19 protein-coding genes are annotated in these 17909 nt (G+C 71.6%); 2 read left to right on the forward strand and 17 right to left on the reverse strand.

The window, feature by feature from the left end; genetic code table 11:
* Nucleotides 1–135 precede the first annotated feature (135 nt).
* The 6 genes from gltX to QWJ90_RS06880 are packed head-to-tail and all read right to left on the reverse strand — an operon-like array spanning nt 136 to nt 7462.
* A complete protein-coding gene (gene gltX / locus QWJ90_RS06855) occupies nt 136–1644 on the reverse strand; it encodes a glutamate--tRNA ligase (RefSeq protein WP_290106949.1) in 1509 nt (502 codons plus the stop codon).
* Between the two features lie 22 nt (nt 1645–1666).
* The gene (locus tag QWJ90_RS06860; RefSeq protein WP_290106950.1) at nt 1667–2908 is read right to left on the reverse strand and encodes an MFS transporter; all 1242 of its coding nucleotides are present in this window, start codon (nt 2906–2908) and stop codon (nt 1667–1669) included.
* A gap of 7 nt (nt 2909–2915) precedes the next feature.
* The gene (locus QWJ90_RS06865) at nt 2916–3680 is read right to left on the reverse strand and encodes a fumarylacetoacetate hydrolase family protein (protein ID WP_290106951.1); all 765 of its coding nucleotides are present in this window, start codon (nt 3678–3680) and stop codon (nt 2916–2918) included.
* A gap of 37 nt (nt 3681–3717) precedes the next feature.
* Nucleotides 3718–4806: a branched-chain amino acid aminotransferase gene (locus QWJ90_RS06870; RefSeq protein ID WP_290106952.1), complete on the reverse strand. Its 1089-nt coding sequence runs from the start codon at nt 4804–4806 to the stop codon at nt 3718–3720.
* Nucleotides 4807–4843: 37 nt separating this feature from the next.
* Nucleotides 4844–5896, reverse strand: a complete 1053-nt coding sequence (locus tag QWJ90_RS06875) for a 3-isopropylmalate dehydrogenase (RefSeq protein ID WP_290106953.1) — start codon at nt 5894–5896, stop codon at nt 4844–4846.
* Between the two features lie 39 nt (nt 5897–5935).
* Nucleotides 5936–7462: an MFS transporter gene (locus QWJ90_RS06880; RefSeq protein ID WP_290106954.1), complete on the reverse strand. Its 1527-nt coding sequence runs from the start codon at nt 7460–7462 to the stop codon at nt 5936–5938.
* A 101-nt stretch (nt 7463–7563) separates the two neighbouring features.
* Here QWJ90_RS06880 and QWJ90_RS06885 point away from each other — a divergent pair, with 101 nt between their 5' ends.
* On the forward strand, nt 7564–8106 hold the full coding sequence (locus QWJ90_RS06885; RefSeq protein ID WP_290106955.1) for a TetR/AcrR family transcriptional regulator: 543 nt from the start codon (nt 7564–7566) through the stop codon (nt 8104–8106).
* Nucleotides 8107–8412: 306 nt separating this feature from the next.
* Here the strand turns inward: QWJ90_RS06885 and serA are convergent, their stop codons facing one another.
* The 4 genes from serA to prfB all read right to left on the reverse strand — a co-directional run bounded on the left by serA (nt 8413) and on the right by prfB (nt 12145).
* Nucleotides 8413–10005, reverse strand: a complete 1593-nt coding sequence (gene serA / locus QWJ90_RS06890; RefSeq protein ID WP_290106956.1) for a phosphoglycerate dehydrogenase — start codon at nt 10003–10005, stop codon at nt 8413–8415.
* Nucleotides 10006–10151: 146 nt separating this feature from the next.
* Nucleotides 10152–10496 (reverse strand): hypothetical protein, encoded by a 345-nt coding sequence (locus tag QWJ90_RS06895; RefSeq protein ID WP_290106957.1) that lies wholly within the window; start codon nt 10494–10496, stop codon nt 10152–10154.
* Nucleotides 10493–11008: a DNA polymerase III subunit gamma/tau gene (locus QWJ90_RS06900; RefSeq protein ID WP_290106958.1), complete on the reverse strand. Its 516-nt coding sequence runs from the start codon at nt 11006–11008 to the stop codon at nt 10493–10495. Before QWJ90_RS06900 ends, QWJ90_RS06895 begins: the two co-directional genes overlap by 4 nt.
* A 27-nt stretch (nt 11009–11035) precedes the next feature.
* Entirely contained in the window at nt 11036–12145 is a 1110-nt protein-coding gene (gene prfB / locus QWJ90_RS06905) for a peptide chain release factor 2 (protein ID WP_156241540.1), read from the reverse strand.
* Nucleotides 12146–12185: 40 nt separating this feature from the next.
* On the opposite strand from prfB, the gene QWJ90_RS06910 reads away from it, so the two are divergent.
* Nucleotides 12186–13475 (forward strand): MFS transporter, encoded by a 1290-nt coding sequence (locus QWJ90_RS06910; RefSeq protein ID WP_436836695.1) that lies wholly within the window; start codon nt 12186–12188, stop codon nt 13473–13475.
* A gap of 15 nt (nt 13476–13490) precedes the next feature.
* On the opposite strand, the gene QWJ90_RS06915 is transcribed toward QWJ90_RS06910, so the two are convergent.
* Genes QWJ90_RS06915 through QWJ90_RS06945 form a run of 7 tightly spaced genes read right to left on the reverse strand, consistent with a single transcriptional unit; the run spans nt 13491 to nt 17905 of the window.
* Nucleotides 13491–13904, reverse strand: a complete 414-nt coding sequence (locus QWJ90_RS06915; protein WP_354670422.1) for a pilus assembly protein TadG-related protein — start codon at nt 13902–13904, stop codon at nt 13491–13493.
* Nucleotides 13901–14371, reverse strand: a complete 471-nt coding sequence (locus tag QWJ90_RS06920; RefSeq protein ID WP_290106960.1) for a TadE family protein — start codon at nt 14369–14371, stop codon at nt 13901–13903. The genes QWJ90_RS06915 and QWJ90_RS06920 overlap by 4 nt, the downstream gene beginning before the upstream one ends.
* Nucleotides 14346–14729, reverse strand: coding sequence for a TadE/TadG family type IV pilus assembly protein (locus tag QWJ90_RS06925; protein WP_290106961.1), 384 nt, complete (start codon nt 14727–14729; stop codon nt 14346–14348). The genes QWJ90_RS06920 and QWJ90_RS06925 overlap by 26 nt, the downstream gene beginning before the upstream one ends.
* Nucleotide 14730: 1 nt before the next feature.
* On the reverse strand, nt 14731–14946 hold the full coding sequence (locus tag QWJ90_RS06930) for a hypothetical protein (RefSeq protein ID WP_290106962.1): 216 nt from the start codon (nt 14944–14946) through the stop codon (nt 14731–14733).
* 21 nt (nt 14947–14967) lie between these two features.
* Nucleotides 14968–15912, reverse strand: coding sequence for a type II secretion system F family protein (locus tag QWJ90_RS06935; protein ID WP_290106963.1), 945 nt, complete (start codon nt 15910–15912; stop codon nt 14968–14970).
* Entirely contained in the window at nt 15909–16769 is an 861-nt protein-coding gene (locus QWJ90_RS06940; RefSeq protein ID WP_354670423.1) for a type II secretion system F family protein, read from the reverse strand. The genes QWJ90_RS06935 and QWJ90_RS06940 overlap by 4 nt, the downstream gene beginning before the upstream one ends.
* The gene (locus tag QWJ90_RS06945; protein ID WP_436836690.1) at nt 16760–17905 is read right to left on the reverse strand and encodes a CpaF family protein; all 1146 of its coding nucleotides are present in this window, start codon (nt 17903–17905) and stop codon (nt 16760–16762) included. Before QWJ90_RS06945 ends, QWJ90_RS06940 begins: the two co-directional genes overlap by 10 nt.
* Nucleotides 17906–17909: the final 4 nt, after the last annotated feature.

Genomic DNA, 17909 nt, shown 5'->3' on the forward strand with positions numbered 1-17909 from the left:
CGAGGACGCCTGGCGTGTCGCTTCAAGACCGCACCGACGCTCCTGCCCTGTACCTTCGCTCCGAGACCGCGTGCGCTGCACGCGGTCTCGGAGCGAGGGCGCAGTCCGGGCGCGAGGGCGCCGTCCGCGCGCGCGTCAGCCGAGCTTTTCGACCAGCGCAGAGAGCCGGCGCAGCGACTCGGGCTTGCCGAGCAGCTCCATCGACTCGAACAGCGGCGGCGAGACGCGGCGGCCGGTGATGGCCACGCGCGGCGGGCCGTAGGCGACGCGGGGCTTGAGGCCCAGCTCGTCCACCAGCTTCGCGCTGAGCGCGCCCTGGATGGCCGCGGCTGCGAACGCGTCATCGGGCACGTCTTCGAGGGCCGCGATGCACGCCGTGAGCACCTCCGCCGCATTGGCGGGGAGACCGGAGAGTGCGTCCTCCGCGTACTCGATCTCGTTCGAGAACAGGAAGCCGAGGAGGCCCGCGGCGTCGCCGAGGAGCGGGAGGCGCTCCTGGATGAGCGGCGCGGCCTCCGTGAGCAGCGCGCGCTGGCCATCCGTCGGCATCTCGTCGACGAGGCCGGCCTCGGCGAGGTACGGCACGATCCGCTCGGCGAAGTCCTCGGGGGCGAGCATGCGGATGTGGTCGCCGTTGATCGACTCGGCCTTCTTCTGGTCGAAGCGGGCCGGGTTCGGGTTGACCGCCTCGATGTCGAAGGCGGCGACGAACTCCTCGAGCGAGAACACGTCGCGGTCGGGGCCGATCGACCAGCCGAGCAGCGCGAGGTAGTTGAGCAGCCCCTCGGGGATCATGCCCTTCTCGCGCTGCAGGAAGAGGTCGGCCCGGGGGTCGCGCTTCGACAGCTTCTTCGTCCCGTCGCCGAGCACCAGCGGCATGTGACCGAAGCGCGGGATGAACGTCGTGACGCCGGCGTCGATGAGCGCACGGTAGAGCGAGAGCTGGCGTGCGGTCGACGGCATGAGGTCCTCACCGCGGAGCACGTGCGTGATCCCCATCAGGGCGTCGTCGACGGGGTTCACGAACGTGTACAGCGGAATGCCGTTGGGCCGCACGATGACGAAGTCCGGGAAGGATCCGGCGGGGAACGTCACCTCGCCGCGGATGAGATCGACGTAGGTGAGGTCCTCGTCCGGAACCCGCAGACGGAGCGCGGGCTGTCGGCCCTCCGCGCGGAAGGCGGCCTTCTGCTCGTCGGTGAGGTCGCGGTCGTAGTTGTCGTAGCCGAGCTGCTTGGCGCGCCCGGCGGCCTCGTTGCGGGCGTCGATCTCCTCCGCGGTCGAGAAGCTCTCGTACACGAGCCCCGCCGCCAGCAGCTTGTCGAGCACCTCGCGGTAGATGTCGTGGCGCAGCGACTGGCGGTAGGGAGCGTGCGGGCCGCCGACCTCGACGCCCTCGTCCCAGTCGATGCGCAGCCAGCGCAGCGCGTCGAGGAGCTGCCGGTAGCTCTCCTCGCTGTCGCGGGCGGCGTCGGTGTCCTCGATGCGGAAGACGAGCTTGCCGCCGTTGTGGCGGGCGTAGGCCCAGTTGAACAGGGCCGTGCGGACGAGGCCGACGTGAGGCAGGCCGGTGGGCGACGGGCAGAAGCGCACGCGCACGTCAGCGCCGGTGGCGGTCGTGGTGCGGGGATCGGGAGCAGACATCCCGTCCATTCTAGGTGGCGCGTCAGCGGCGGCCGAGGGGCGACAGCAGCGTCGTGAGCGCGACGAGGGCGAGGCCGGTCAGCGCGAGGACGCCATAGCCCCACTGCCCGAGCACGAGCCCCGCCAGCACCGCGCCGACCGCGGCCGCCGCGGTCATCAGGGTGTCGCTCATCCCCTGCCGTCGCGGTCGTCGCGCGAGCGGCGTGCTCTCCGTCAGCAGGGCGGCGCCCGAGACGGTCGACGCGCTCCAGCCCAGGCCGAGGAGGAAGAGCGCCGCGACCACGGCCATCCGCTCGCCCGGCCAGGTGCTCGCGATCAGCAGTGAGATCGCGAGCACCGCCTGGCCGAGGAGCACCAAGCGCACCCGGCCCCAGCGATCGGCCAGCCATCCGAACACCGGCGACAGCCCGTACATGCCCAGCACGTGCAGCGCGATGGTGATGCCGACGAGCAGGGTCACCGCCTCGGTCGCACCGCCGTGCCCGCCATCCCCCGCGTGCGCGAGGTGCTGCAGGTGGACGGGGGTCATCGCCATCACCGACGCCATGACGACGTGCGACGCCGCGACCGCGAGCATGGCGTATCGAGCGGCGATGGGTCGATCGACGTCGGCGTCGGGCAGAGCGACACGGGCGTCGTCGCGCGCGAGGCGCTGTGCGAGGAGCAGCGGATCCGGCCGCAGGGCGACGAGGTACAGCGCGAGCGCCGCCGTCTGCGCCACGATCGAGAAGAGGTAGGCACCGGTGAGAGGCGGCATGCCGACCGTCCGGCCCAGCACCTCGCCCGGAGTCAGCAGCAGCGGCCCGAGGACGCCGCCGACCGTGGTCGCCCAGACAACGACACCGAGGTCGCGGCCGCGGTGCGCGCTGTCGGCGAGGTCGGTCGCCGCGAACCGCGACTGCAGGTTGCCGGCGTTCCCCGCCCCGATGAGGATGACCCCGACCAGCAGCAGCGGGAACACCCGCATCGCCGCCGCGGCGACGACGATCGCGATGCCCACGAGGGCGAAGAGGTTGCCGAGGGTCAGCGCGGTGCGGCGTCCGCGCACGGCCGCGAGACGAGCGAGGGGGATGGCGCAGAGCGCGGCCCCGAGGGTGACGGACGCGGTCGCGAATCCGGACAGGGCCTCCTGGCCGGAGATGTCCGCGGCCAGCAGCGCCCCGAGCGACACCGTCGCGCCGAATGCCACGCCGCCCAGCACCTGACCGAGCGCGAGCACGCGCACGGTCCGATGCTGGACCTGCGCGCGCTCGAGCGCGGTCACGGTCACCTCAGGCGTCGCGCGCGGTGTTGCGGAGGATGCCGAGGCCGGGGATCTCGACCTCGATGGCGTCGCCGGCCACGAAGGGACCGACGCCCGCGGGCGTCCCGGTGAGGATGACGTCACCCGGCAGCAGCGTGAACGCCTCCGACACGTGCGCGATGATGGTCGGCACGTCGAAGATCATGTCGCTGAGCGGCGCCTCCTGCTTCACATCGCCGTTGAGCCGCGTGATGAGCGTGCCGTTGGCGAGATCGAAGTCGGTCTCGATCGCCGGCCCGAGCGGGCAGAACGTGTCGAAGCCCTTCGCCCGCGACCACTGGCCATCCGTGCGCTGCAGGTCACGCGCGGTGACGTCGTTGGCGATCGTGTAGCCGAAGACGACGCTCAGCGCGTCTTCGACGGCGACGTTCTTCGCGATGCGGCCGATCACGATGGCCAGCTCGCCCTCGAACTGGGTGTCGTCGCTGAGCGCCGGGCGCACGATGGCGTCACCGGGGCCGATCACCGACGTGTTCGGCTTGAGGAAGAGCAGCGGCTCGGCGGGCACGTCGTTCCCGAGCTCGGCCGCGTGGTCGCGGTAGTTTCGACCTACCGCGACGACCTTCGACCGCGGGATGACCGGGGCGAGCAGCGTCACCTCCGAGACGGGGACACGCGCTCCCGTCGTCTCGAATCCGGCGAAGAGCGGATCGCCCGCGAGGACGACCAGCTCGGACCCGTCGAGGATGCCGTACGTGATGGCTTGGTTGTGGCTGAACCGGGCGATCTTCACGCGGCCAGCCTATCCGTCGACGGGCCCGAGCTCGCGATCAGGCGTCGAGCCGGCGCAGCCAGCCCTTCGTGTCCTCACGGCGCCCGTACTGGATGTCCGTGAGCTCCTCGCGCAGCGACAGGGCCAGCTCGCCGAGCGGCTGGGCGTCTTCGAAGCCCTCGCCCTTCAGCGTGCCGATCGGCGTCACCACGGCGGCTGTTCCGCACGCGAACACCTCGACGATGTCACCGGAGGCCACACCCTCGCGCCACTCGGTCAGCGAGAGGCCGCGCCGCTCGACCGCGTGTCCGCGATCAGCGGCGAGCTCGAGCAGCGAGTTGCGGGTGATGCCGTCGAGGATGCTCTCGGAGGCCGGCGTCACGAGCGTGCCGTCCTTCTTCACGAAGACGATGTTCATCCCGCCGAGCTCCTCGACGTTGCCGTCGGAGTCGAGGAAGACGACCTGGTCGCAACCCTTCTCGTACGCCTCCGACTGGGGCAGCAGACTCGACGCGTAGTTCCCGCCGGTCTTCGCTGCCCCGGTGCCGCCCTTCGCCGCACGCGCGTAGCTCTCGCTCAGCCAGATCGACACCGGCTTCACGCCGCCCGTGAAGTACGAGCCGGCGGGGCTCGCGATGAGGTAGTACGCGTACTTCTGCGCCGGGCGCACGCCGAGGAAGGCCTCCTTGGCGAACATGAACGGGCGAAGGTACAGCGTCTGCCCCTCCTTCTCGGGCACCCACGCGCCGTCGACGGCGATGAGCTCCTCGAGCGACTGCAGGAAGTGATCCACCGGCAGCTCGGGCATCGCGAGACGCCGCGCGCTGCGCTGCAGGCGCTTGCCGTTCTCCTCGGGACGGAACGTGTAGATCCCGCCGTCGGCGTGGCGGTATGCCTTCAGCCCCTCGAAGACCTCCTGCGCGTAGTGCAGCACGGCCGCGGCCGGCGACAGACTGATCGGGCCGTAGGGCTGCACGCGCGGGCGGTGCCATCCGCCCTTCTGAGACCAGCAGATGTCGACCATGTGATCGGTGAAGATCGTGCCGAACCCTGGATCCTCGAGCAGCTCGGCTCGCTGGGCGGGCGAGACGGCGGCGAGGTTCTTGGTGACGGCGAAGTCGAGGGGCGGAAGCGGGGCGTCGGTCATGGGTGTTTCCTGTCTGCGCCGGAGGCGTCGGTCGGGTTCAGGCCTGCAGTCGGGCGGTGATCGCATCGCCGATCTCGGCGGTGGTGCGACTCGACCCGGTGCGGGAGGCGATGTCGTCCTCGATCGCGCGCGACACGCGAGCGGCCTCGTCCTGCAACCCGAGGTGGTCGAGCAGGAGGGCGACGGATCCGATCGCCGCGGTGGGGTCGGCCTGCTGGGTGCCCGCGATGTCGGGAGCTGAGCCGTGGACGGGCTCGAACATCGAGGGGAAGTCGCCGTCGGGGTTGATGTTGCCCGAGGCTGCGAGTCCGATGCCACCGGTGACGGCGCCGGCCAGGTCTGTGAGGATGTCGCCGAAGAGGTTGTCGGTGACGATGACGTCGAAGCGACCCGGGTTCGTGACCAGGAAGATCGTCGCGGCGTCGACGTGCAGATAGTCTACGGCCACCTCCGGATGCTCCTGCGCGACCGCGTCGACGATGCGCTGCCACAGCGAGCCGGCGTTCACGAGCACGTTGGTCTTGTGCACGAGGGTCAGCTTGCCGCGGCGGCGCTCGGCCAGGTCGAATGCGTACCGGACGACGCGCTCGACGCCGTACGCGGTGTTCACGCTGACCTCGTTCGCGATCTCCTGCGGCGTGCCCCGACGGATGGCGCCGCCGTTGCCGACGTACGGACCCTCGGTGCCCTCGCGGACGACGACGAAGTCGACGTCTCCGGGCTCGGCGAGCGGACCGGACTGGCCCGGGTACAGGCGGGACGGGCGCAGGTTCACGTAGTGATCGAGAGCGAAACGCAGCTTCAGCAGCAGACCGCGCTCGATGTTGGCGTCCTTGAGACGCGGGTCTCCGGGCTTGCCGCCGACGGCGCCGAGGAGGATCGCGTCGTGCTCGGCGATGGCCGCGAGGTCGTCGTCGGTGAGCGTGTCACCGGTTCCGAGGAAGCGACCGGCGCCGAGGGAGAAGCGCGTCTTGTCGAAGGTCACATCGCTGCCTGCGGTGACGGCGTCGAGCACCTTCTCGGCCTCGGCGACGACCTCGGGCCCGATGCCATCACCCGGGATGACGGCCAGTTTCACGACGCGCGACATTGCTCTCCTTCGGATCTCGATTCGCGCCGAGACCCGACGTCAGTGCGTCGCGCTCTCCCGGCGTCCTCCCAGGGTAATCGCCGCGACGACCATCGCGATCACGACGAGGCCCGCGCCGATGAGGGAGGTGGCGGTCACTCCCCCGTCGAACGCCGCGGCGGCCGCGTCGCGGAGCGCCTGCCCGGTCGGACCGCCCAACGCGTCCGCCGCGTTCATCGCGCCCGCGAGCGTCTCCTCCGCATGCCCGGCGAGCTCCGCGGGCACGCCTTCCGGGACGACGAGGTGCGTGCGGTACCACCAGGTGAGGATCCCGCCGAGGACAGACGTGCCGAGCACGGCGCCGAGCTCGTACGCGGTCTCGGAGACCGCGCTCGCAGCACCCGCCTTCGCCACGGGGGCGTTCGCGAGGATGAGCTCTCCCGAGACGGTCTCCGCCGCGCCGACGCCGGCGCCGAGCAGGGCGAAGCCGAGGACGAGCATCCCGACGTCGTGTGCGCCGACCAGCGCGACGATGAGGTAGGCCGCCACCGAGAGCACGAGAGCACACGGGATGACGACGGATGCCCGCACGCGGCGCGCGATGGGGGTCACGATGAACCCGCCCGCGATGGAGGTGAGCGCCCCCGGCAGCAGTGCCAGTCCCGCGACCATCGGGCTCAGTCCCACGATCATCTGCAGGTGCTGCGAGACGAAGTACAGGAAGCCCACGATCGCGATGACACTGAGGAGATTCACCCCGAGCGACCCGCTGAACGCCGCGCGACGGAAGAGCGACATGTCGAGCATGGGATGGGCCATCCTCAGCTGACGACGCACGAACAGCCATCCGAAGATCGCGCCGACGACCACCGGCAGCCCGCCGGCGACGCCGTGGACGGCCACCTCCTTGATCCCGTAGGCGACGGGGCCGAGCGCGAGCATCGACAGGATGATGCTCCAGCCGTCGATCGCGCCGGGGTGCGGGTCGCGGCTCTCGGTCACGAAGACCGGCGCCAGCGCGAGCATGAGGACGAGCATCGGGACGGCGAGGAGGAAGACGCTCTGCCACGGGAAGTGCTCCATCAGGAACCCGCCGACGATGGGGCCGAGCGCGCCGCCGGCCGAGAACATCCCTGCCCAGACCGCGACCGCGATGCGCCGCTGGTTGCGCTCGGGGAAGATCGAGCGCAGCAGCGACATCGTCGACGGCATCAGCGTGGCGCCGAACAGGCCCATGGCCGCGCGTGCGGCGATGAGCCAGCCCGCGGTGGGCGCGAAGACCGCGAGCACCGAGACCACGGTGAACCCGATCGCGCCGGTGAGGAGCAGGCGGCGCCGTCCGAACCGGTCGCCGAAGGAGCCCATCGTCACGAGGAGCCCCGCGAGCACGAGCGAGTAGGCGTCGATGATCCAGAGCTGCTCCGCGCTCGTGGGCTCGAGGTCCTGCGCGATGGCGGGCAGCGCGAAGTTCAGGATGGTGTTGTCGATCGACACGAGGAGCACCGGGAGCATGAGCACCGCCAGCGCCGCCCAGGCGCGCCATCCTGCTCGCTGCGTCGATGAGGTCTCGATCGTCCCCGTGGTCATCTCGTCCGTCCTGCCATCCGATTTCTATACCGTCCAGATGGTACAGTAATGGCCATGGCTGGGCATACACCGGGCGGACGCGCCGAAGCGGGAGCGGCGACGTGAGCCGGCCCCCGCGGGCACGGGAGAAGGTGCTGGACGCCTTCGAGGACGTGCTCATCGAGGACGGCGCGCGGGCGGCGACGCTGGAGAACGTGGCCCGCCGTGCGGGCGTCTCCAAGGGCGGTCTGCTCTACCACTTCCGCACGCGGGACGCGCTGGATGTGGGACTGGTGGAGCGCATGCAGCAGCTCGCCGCGGCCGATCTCGAGACCATGGCCGCCGCGCCCGAGGGTCCCGTGCACTACTTCCTCGCGACGTCGGGGCACGTCGGCAGCCCGTTCGATCGGGCGATCCTCGCCGTCAGCCGACTCGCCCACGGCGGCAACACACCCGCCCGTTCCGCGCTGACGGAGCTGCGCACGATGTGGGCCGAGGCCATCCGCCCGCACGTCCGCGACGACGCGGCCCTCGACCTCGTGCTGCTCGTCAGCGACGGGCTCTACATCAACACGGCGTCGCTGAACGATGTGCCGGGGCCGGTGCCGACGGGCGCGGCCCTCGAGTCGCTGATCCAGCTCGTGGAGGGCGCGACGCGCACCTGACGCACGGACCCGCGCCGGGATCTCGCGGGCTCGGCGGTGCGGAACTCGTGGAATAGGGGCTCATAACGCCAGAACGGCACCACGGGTTTTCCCCGCGCTGCGTTCGGTGGTGTCGAACTCGCGGAATCCGGGCTCATAACGCGAGAACGGCACCACGGAACTCACGGACGCCAGATTCGGTGGTGCGGAACTGCGGCCATCCGAGCCCTTGCCGCGAGAACGGCACCACCGAAGCGAACGGCAGCGCCGAACCACCCCGAGCATGATGAAGCCCCCGCCGAGGCGGGGGCTTCATCGGATCGAGGCTCAGGCCTCGAGGATCTCGATCTGCCGGATGACGGACGCCTCGATGGCGGCGCCGACCTCGGCGAGCAGCTCCTCTGGCACGCGGGAGTCGACCGTGAGCACCGACAGCGCCTGGCCTCCGGCCTCGCGGCGCGCGATCTGCATGCCGGCGATGTTGATGCCGGCCTCGCCGAACTTCTGGCCGTAGACGGCGACGATGCCCGGGCGGTCGGTGTACAGCATGACGATGTGGTGCTGGTCGATCGGCACCTCGATCTCGTGCCCGTTGATGCCGACGATCTTCTGGATCATGCGTGTGCCGGCGAGCGTGCCGGCCACGGTGAGCACAGTGCCGTCGGAGAGGGCGCCGCGGAGCGTCGTGAGGTTGCGGTACTCCGGGCTGTCCTTCTCGACGATGAGGCGCGTCTCGATGCCGCGCTGCTCGGCGAACAGCGGCGCGTTCACGTAGGAGACGTTCTCGCTGACGACGTTCGACAGGATGCCCTTCAGCGCCGCGAGGCGGTAGACGCTCACGTCGTAGTCGGCGAGCTCGCCGCGCACCTCGATGTCGAGGCTCGTGACCGCGGAGGTCGCCAGGCCGCTGAAGACCTGACCGAGCTTCTCGACGAGCGCGATGCCGGGGCGCACGAACGGGTCGATGACGCCGCCGGCGACGTTCACCGCGTCGGGGACGAGATCGCCCTCGAGGGCGAGCTTCACGGAGCGGGCCACGGACACGCCGGCCTTCTCCTGCGCCTCCGCGGTCGAGGCGCCGAGGTGCGGCGTGACGACCACGTTCGGCAGCGCGGTGAGCTTGGTGTCGGCGGGCGGCTCGCTCGTGAACACGTCGAGGCCGGCGCCGGCGATCTCCCCCGCGACGAGCGCGTCGTGGAGCGCGTCCTCGTCGATGAGCCCGCCGCGGGCGACGTTGATGACGTACGACGTCGGCTTCATCGCCTTGAGCTGCTCGGCGCCGATCATGCCGGTCGTCTCCGGCGTCTTCGGCATGTGGATGGTCAGGAAGTCGGCCTGCGCGACGAGCTCGTCGAGGCTGAGGAGCTCCACGCCCAGCTGCTGCGCGCGGGCGCTCGTGACGTACGGGTCGAACGCGACCACGCGCATCCCGAAGCCCTGCATGCGGGCGGCCACCAGCGCGCCGATGCGGCCGAGCCCGACAACCCCGAGGGTCTTCTCGAAGAGCTCGACGCCCGTGTACTTGCTGCGCTTCCACTCGCCGGCACCGAGCGAGGCGCGCGCGGCGGGGATGTGACGGGCGAGGCTGAGGATGTGACCGCAGGTCAGCTCCGCGGCCGAGATGATGTTCGACGTCGGGGCGTTGACGACCATGACGCCGGCCGTCGTGGCGGCCTTGATGTCGACGTTGTCGAGGCCGACTCCGGCGCGGGCCACGACCTTCAGGTTCGGCGCGTGGCCGAGGGCCTCCTCGTCGACCTTGGTGGCCGATCGGATGAGGATGGCGTGGGCCGCCGAGAGCGCGTCGAAGAGCGCCGGGCGGTCGGTGCCGTCCACGTGACGCACATCGAAGTCGGGGCCGAGCGCCTCGATCGTTGCGGGAGAGAGTTCTTCGGCGATGAGCACGACGGGCTTCGGCACGGATGGATCCTTCGATGCGTTTGTGCGCGGGCGCGCGGGAGCGGGAAGACGCGCCACACGCCGTGGGGGCGCGACGGCGACCACTCTAGCGGAGCGGCGGAGGACTGCCGTGCCGCGGCGTCATGCGACGACTCCGACGCTCGACCTCAGAAGAGGTTGGAGGGGTTGGCCGTGAAGGCCTGCATGTCGAGCCAGAAGACAGCCGTCAGGGCGAGCCCTGCCAGCAGCGACACCGCCAGCCAGAGCGCGCCGCGCGTGCGGCCGAGCGCGAAGGCGACCGCGAAGGCGGCGATCGGCACCAGCACCGCGAGGATCAGCACGACCCACGCGATCGCCGACAGCGAGATGTCCTGCGCGGACGTGGCCTGCACGAGCGTGACGAGGTAGGCGATGGCGCTCCACACGGCGTAGGCGTAGAGCAGCGCGAAGAGACCCGCGATGACGGCGACGACCCACCCGGGGGTCCGCCGCTTCTGCACGCTCGAGGTCACTGCCCCACCACCCCCACCATCACGAACGGCCACGGCACGAGCAGCACGATCCCCGCGGCGAGCCACGCGAACCGCTGCCATTGCGCGACCCGGCGCGTGCCGAGCCAGGTCACGACGAACCACAGCAGCGGCGCGGCGATCGCCAGCACCATGCTGCCCTGGAACATGAAGTCCGCGACGGCGTCCGTGCTCTGCTCGATGCGCTCCCGCAGGCGTGTCGCGCCGAGATACCAGCCGACCGTCCACAGCAGCAGGATGCCGCCCATCACGCCGAGCGTGACGAGAGCGACGCTGCCGAGCGGGGGCGCAGCGGTGTCCGCACCGACGCCATCCGCCTCGTCGTCTGCCGAGCGCACGCGCTCGTGCCCGCGACCCACCGCTCGCCAGCCCTTCGGCAGGGTCGCACCGTCGCCATCCGTCGGCTCGTCGGGCGTCGTGGCGTCGCCGCTCGGGTCGAGCGTCGGGTCGTCGTCACCGTCCCAGCTGAGGGCGTCGTCTTCGCGGGAGGCCATACCGCCAGGGTACAAGCTCGACCCGGCTCAGTCCTCGATCTTGCGCTTGCGCCAGCGGATGCCGGCGTTGATGAGGCCGTCGATGTCGCCGTCGAAGACGGAGGCGGGGTTGCCGACCTCGAAGCCGGTGCGCAGGTCCTTCACGAGCTGCTGGCCGTAGAGGAAATACGAGCGGATCTGGTCGCCCCAGCTCGCGGTGATGTTGCCCGCGAGCTCCTTCTTCTTCGCCGCCTCCTCCTCGCGCTGCAGCAGGAGCAGGCGGGTCTGAAGCACCCGCATGGCCGCGGCGCGGTTCTGGATCTGCGACTTCTCGTTCTGCATCGACACGACGATGCCGGTCGGCAGGTGCGTGAGGCGCACGGCGGAGTCGGTCGTGTTGACGGACTGCCCACCGGGGCCGGACGAGCGGAAGACGTCGACCCGGATGTCGTTCTCCGGGATCTCGACCTCCTGCGCCTCCTCCATGAGCGGGATGACCTCGACGGCCGCGAAGCTCGTCTGGCGCTTGTCGGCCGAGCCGAACGGGCTGATGCGCGCGAGGCGGTGCGTGCCGGCCTCGACGGAGAGCACGCCGTAGGCGTACGGCGCGTCGATCTCGAACGTCGCGGACTTGATGCCGGCACCCTCCGCGTAGGAGGTGTCCATGACCTTCACGGGGTACTTGTTGCGCTCGGCCCAGCGCAGGTACATGCGCATGAGCATCTCGGCGAAGTCGGTCGCGTCGTCGCCGCCGGCGCCCGAGCGGATGGTGACGACGGCGGAGCGCTCGTCGTACTCGCCGTCCAGCAGCGTCTTCACCTCGAGGTCGCCGATGACGCGCTCGAGATCGGTGATCTCCTTGCGCGCCTCCGCGACGGAGTCCTCATCGCCCATCTCGTTGGCGAGCTCGACGAGCACCTCGAGGTCGTCGAGGCGACGCTCGACCGCCTGGATGCGGGCGAGCTCCGACTGGCGGTGGCTCAGAGCGCTGGTGACGCGCTGCGCGTTGGCGGTGTCATCCCACAGGCCGGGCTCGGAGGCCTCCTGCTCGAGACGCGCGATGTCGGCGCGGACACCGTCGACGTCGACCACCTCTCGGATGTTCGCGAACGTGGTGCGCAGCGCCTGGATCTCGGCGGAAGGATCGAACTCAAGCATGACGCTTCAGCCTAGCCTGCTCGGGATACCGTGGGAGCCGATGTCCTCCTCGCAGACCGCCTCGTTCGACCCGATCCGCCGCTACGGATTCATGGTCTACGGGCCGACGGCGCTGTACTCGCTGGGTCAGGGCGCGATCCTCCCGCTCCTTCCCGCCCTCGCGACGGACCTCGGCGCGAGCCTGCCGGCGGCCGCCCTCATCTCGGCTGCGATCGTCATCGGCCAGCTGGCCGGCAACATCCCGGCCGGATGGCTGGTGTCGCGTCTCGGGGAACGGCGGACGATGATCATCGCGGCTCTCGCCTCGCTGATCGGCATCGCGGGGATGCTCGTGGCGACGAACATCGCCGTCCTCGGCCTGTCGGTGCTGCTGGAGGGCTTCTTCGCGGCGTCATTCGCGGTGGCGCGGCACACGTTCATGACCACACGCGTGCCGTACACGCACCGAGCGCGCGCGCTGGCGCTCGTCGGCGGCTCCTTCCGCCTCGGCGGCTTCACCGGCCCCTTCGTCGCGGCGGGCCTGCTCGTGCTCTTCGGCGACGAGCGGGCGTCGGTGTGGTTCTTCGCCGCGTGCCTCATCGGCGTGGCGACCCTGGTCGCCTTCGGGCCGGACCCCGAGGAGAAGGCCCGCATCGCCGACCGGATGGCCGCGCGTCGCGTCGCCGAGGAGGCGGCGGACCCCGTCGCGGAGGAGGACACCGGCGAACCCGTGTCGGCGCCGGTGACCGAGCGCATCGGCGTCTTCCGGACGATGCACCGCCACCGCGCGGTGCTCGCGCGCCTCGGAGCGACGGCCGCGTCGCTCGCGGCCGTGCGCTCCGCCCGGCAGGCGGTGCTGCCGCTGTGGGGTGTCTCGATCGGGCTGGATTCGCAGACCATCGCGCTCATCGTCGGCATCGCCGGCGCCGCGGAGTTCTCGCTCTTCTATGCGAGCGGGCAGATCATGGACCGGCACGGCCGGCTCTGGGCGGTCATCCCCGCCCTTCTCCTCATGAGCGCCGGCTTCGGCGGGCTGGCGTTCACCCACGACGTCGACCACACCGCGCTGTGGTTCGGCGCCCTCGCGGTCGTCATCGGCGTGGGCAACGGCCTGTCGTCGGGGATCCTCATGACCCTCGGCTCCGACGTCGCGCCCGAGAAGCACCCTGCCCCGTTCCTCGGCGCCTGGCGGACGCTGACCGACGGCGGCGCGGCGCTCACGCCGCTGATCGTCTCCGGCGTCACCGCCGCCGCCTCCCTGCCCGTGGCGTGCGGGCTCGTCGGGGTGATCGCGCTCGTCGGAGCCGGCGCATTCCTCCGGTATGTGCCGCGCTACGCGCCCCGGCGCTGACGCGGGCGGGGTGCGTCACTGCAACGTGGTACGGCTGGTGGCGCTCGCCTGCAGCGCGACGCCGGATGGCACGAATGCGCTGACGAGGGGCGCTCGCCAGGTGAGCGACACCGTGACCCGCGCCGAGACGCCATCGGGCGTCCCCGCCGCGACGAGGATCGGATCGCCCGGCATGGCGGCCACGACCGCTGCCGCCTGAGCACGCACCGACGCGTCGTCCAGCCGGGCAGTCGCCTCCTCCCCCTCGACGACGAGCGTGAAGCCGTCCGCCCCGGCCAGCGCGGCGGCGTCGGCTATCGCGTCCAGGCGCTTCTGCGCGAGGTGGAGGGACGTGGCGCTGGCGGACACGACGATGAGCGCGATGGCCAGCACCGCGTAGGCGATCATGAGCGGCAGCACACTCCCCCGCTCATCCCGCAGGAGCATCATGGCGCGCCCCAGAAGCGCGACACCTTCTGCACCGACGCGGCCTCCACGGGCACGCTCGTGAGACGGTCGAGGCCCAGCACCGGCGGGACGAGCGGGAGCCGCACGGTCGCCCCGACGGTCACGATCACCGATGCCCCGGCCCGCGGGCACTCACCGGCGGGCGCACAGGCGAGGGAGACCTCGAGCGCGTCGCCGTCCAAGCCGTACTCGGCCGCGACCGCGTCGATCACCCGTGGCAGCGCCTCGGCGGCCTGCCGATCGGCGCCCGTTCGCGCGACGGCGTGAGCCGCGTGCCGAGCCGCCGCCTCGACACCGAGGGCGCCCTCCTGCACGGCGCTCAGCGCGACGACGAGGTAGGCCAGCGGGACCAGCAGCACGAGACCGGCGACGAGGAACTCGAGGGCCGCCGACCCGTTCTCATCGCGCAGGAGGCGGTGCCCTTCACTCCAGGCCTTCGACCGGCGCACGGGCGCTCACCTCCAGCGTGCCGGGAAGGCCGACGAACCCGATGACCGGAGTCGCCGAGCGCACCGTGACCACGAGCGCGTCGCCCTCGAGCGAGACGACGACATCGCGCGCGTAGTCGGGTCCGACGGATCGCTCGATGAGCGTGCGCGTGCGCTCCGCGCCGCCGGCCGGCCCGACGTCGGCGAGGGCAGCGTGGTACGCGCCCTCGACCGCAGCATCGTGCAGGACGTTGCGGACGTAGACCGCGAGGCCCAGCTGCACGACGGCGAGTGCGAGCGCGGTGAGGAGCGCTGCGACGAGAACGAACTCGGCCGTGCCGGAGCCGCGCTCGTCGTCGCGCAGGTCCGGCGTCGGCATGTCAGATCCCGTTGACGCTGCTGATCGCGCGCTCGAACAGCCCCGTCAGAGCGGGGCCGGCGAGTGCCCAGATCAGCACGACCAGGCCGGCGGACATCAACGTGATCAATACCCATCCCGGCACGTCGCCACGTTCGTCATCGGCGACGTCCCGGATGACGTCGCCCCAGGCCGTGCGGGTCCGGATGAGGAGGTCGTGCAGTGCCGTGGTGCTCATGGCGGTTCCTTTCTGGGTCGCTCAGCCGAAGCCGAGTCGGAGCATGACGATGCCGGGGAAGACGGCGAACAGGACGCTGAGGGGCAACAGGCCGAAGACGAGCGGAAGGAGCATCAATATCTCCTTGCGCCCCGCCTGCTCGATGAGTCCGCGCTTGGCCTCCTCGCGCGCGTCGGCCGCCTGCGCCTGCAGGGTCTGGGCAAGCGGGGACCCGCGCTCGATGGCGGCGACGACGTGCTCGACCGCGCGTCCGAGCGCAGGCACCGGGAGACGCCGGGCCATGGCCAGCAGCGCGTCCGGCAGTGTGGAGCCCGTCCGCACGTCGAGGACGACGGTGCGCAGCTCGGCGGTGAGCTCCCCGGACCCGAGCGCGGCGACTCGGCCGACGCTGTCGAAGATCCCCTCTCCGGCCGCGAGGCACAGCGCGAGGAATTCGAGGACGGTCGGCAGCTCCTCCGCGACCCGCGCCATCCGCGCTCGCGCTCGTGCGGTGAGGAGGAGATCGGCCCCGATGGCTCCCGCGGCGGCGCACACCAGCGGGAGCGCGAACGAGGGGACCGACAGCGACCCGCCGAGCGCGACGACGATGACGGCGAGACCGCCGACGACGAGGCCGACGAGGGTCGCGGCCAGCTGCTGCCCGCGGAAGGCTCCGACGTCGACCGGGCGCCCGGCCTGTGCGAGGCGGCGGGCGATGCCCTCGTGACCGCCGAGCACCGCGGCGAGCCGCCGCTGAGTCGCCGCCCAGAGCGCACGGAACCCGCCCGCGATCGCGGCGCCGGGATCGGCCACTCCCGTCCAGGCGGTCGTGCCGGCGGGATCGGTGATGTCGCGGAGATAAGGCGCGATGCGGCGCGCGAGACTCGGCGCGCTCCAGCGCGGCGTGAGCATGACGAGGGCCCACACGCCCGTTCCGAGGGCGCCGCCCAGCAGCAGGGCGAGAGCGCCGTCTGTCGCCCAGATCACGCGAACCACCTCCGCGGCTCCGGCAGGCGACCGATCCGCAGCATCACGCGAAAGGCGATGAGTGACACGGCGGCTCCGGCGAGGAGGAGCGCGTTTCCCTCCGGACTCGCATACGCCGCCGCCCCCTCCGGGCGCATGGCGAGGAGCGCGACGATCACCCACGGGGCGCCCGCGCCGAGGACGGCGGCACCGCGCGTCCAGGACTGGCGGGACTCGACCTCGGAGCGGAGCGCGGCGTCGGCGCGCACGGAGGCCGAGAGCGCGCGCAGCACCGGGGTCAGCTCGGTTCCGCCGACTTGGCGCGCCATGCGCAGGGTCTCCACGATCCGGTCGGCCATCGGGTCGGCGAGCGCGGTCTTCAGGCGGTCGGCGCTGGAGTCGAAGTGCCCCGAGGCCGCCATGTCCCGCTCGAATGCGGCGAAGGCCTCCCGGAGGGGTGCCGGCGCCGACCAGGCGAGGGACGAGATGGCGTCGGGCAGTGACATCCCCGCCCGGACGGAGGCGATGAGGAGATCGCAGACATCCGGCCAGAGTGTCCTGCGGCTCCGCACGAGACGCACCGCACGCGAGCGCAGCCACAGCAGAGGCGCGGCGGCGCCGGTGCCGGCGGCCAGCAGCGCGAGGACGACCACCGACGTGGCGAGCCACGCCACCGCGGCCCCGGCGAGCGCCGCCGCGGTGCAGAGCGCACCGAGGACCCGCGAGGGGATGTGCGCGAGTCCCGCCGATTCCAGCAGCGCGGACAGCGCGGTCGGCCGCGTGCGGACGACGCGCTTCCGCGCGGGCCAGAGCCACGGCGCCAGCGCGAGCAGCACCCCTGCGGCGAGCGCGGCGCCGAGGAGGAGGGTCACCGCCATCGCTCCCCCGTCCGGAAGAGCGTGCGCGTCTCCGGCACGCCGTCGTCCACGCGCCCGGTCGGCGCGATGATCTCCTGCACACGGCGGCGTCCGTCCTCCGCGCGTTGGCAGTGCACGACGAGATCCACACTCGCGGCGATCGCGGGAACGACGAACTCGCGTCCGATGTTCCTGCCCGCCAGCAGCGGCAGCGCGGCGAGCTTGCCGAGCGCGTCGAAGGCGGAGTTCGCGTGGATCGTGGCCGCTCCCGGAATGCCGGTGTTCAGCGCGAGGAGGAGGTCCAGCGCCTCGGCGTCGCGCACCTCGCCGACGACGATGCGGTCGGGCCGCATCCGCAGCGCCTCCTTCACCAGCCGGCGCAGCGTGATCTCACCCGTGCCCTCGAGGCTCGGCTGGCGCCCCTGCAGCGCGACCAGGTCGGGCGCATCCACGCCGAGCTCGAACGTCTCCTCGACCGTCACGATCCGGTGCGAGGGCGGACAGGCCGCGATGAGCGCGCCGAGGAGCGTGGTCTTGCCCGCATGCGTGGCACCGGACACCAGCAGGCTGCGCCCGTGCCGCATGGCGTCGCGGAGCAGAGCCGAGGCCTCGGGCGCCAGCGAGCCGATCTCCTCGAGCTGCTCCAGGCTCCGCACATGGGGCAGGAACTTGCGGATGTTGACAGCCCAGTGGCGCCGCGCGATGCCGCCCAGGACCACGTGCAGGCGCGAGCCGTCGGGGAGCGCGGCGTCGACGAACGGCTGTGACAGGTCGATGCGCCGGCCCGTGGCATGGAGCATCCGCTCCACCAGGTCTCGCACGGCGGAATCGGTCAGCGCGAGGGGGAGGCGCTCGGCGACCCCGTCGCGCGCGACGAAGATCTTGTCCGGCGCGTTGATCCAGAGCTCCTCCACCGACGGGTCGTCAAGATGCTCCTGCAGCGGGCCGTACCCCGTGACCGCCGCGAGCACCTCTCGCACGGCCGCCTGCTCGTCGTCGACCGGGGCCAGTCCGCGCGCCAGCGCGAAGTCGTTGTGCCGACGCACCTCGGCCTGCGCGATCCGGCGGACCGCCTCGGGCACACGCGCCGGGTCCGTCTGGTCGGCTCGCAGCCGATCCCGGACTCGCTCGGCGACGACGCTCATGACGGGGGTCACCCGG

The organism is Microbacterium oryzae (genome assembly GCF_030406385.1).
Taxonomy (GTDB): Bacteria; Actinomycetota; Actinomycetes; order Actinomycetales; family Microbacteriaceae; genus Microbacterium; species Microbacterium oryzae_A.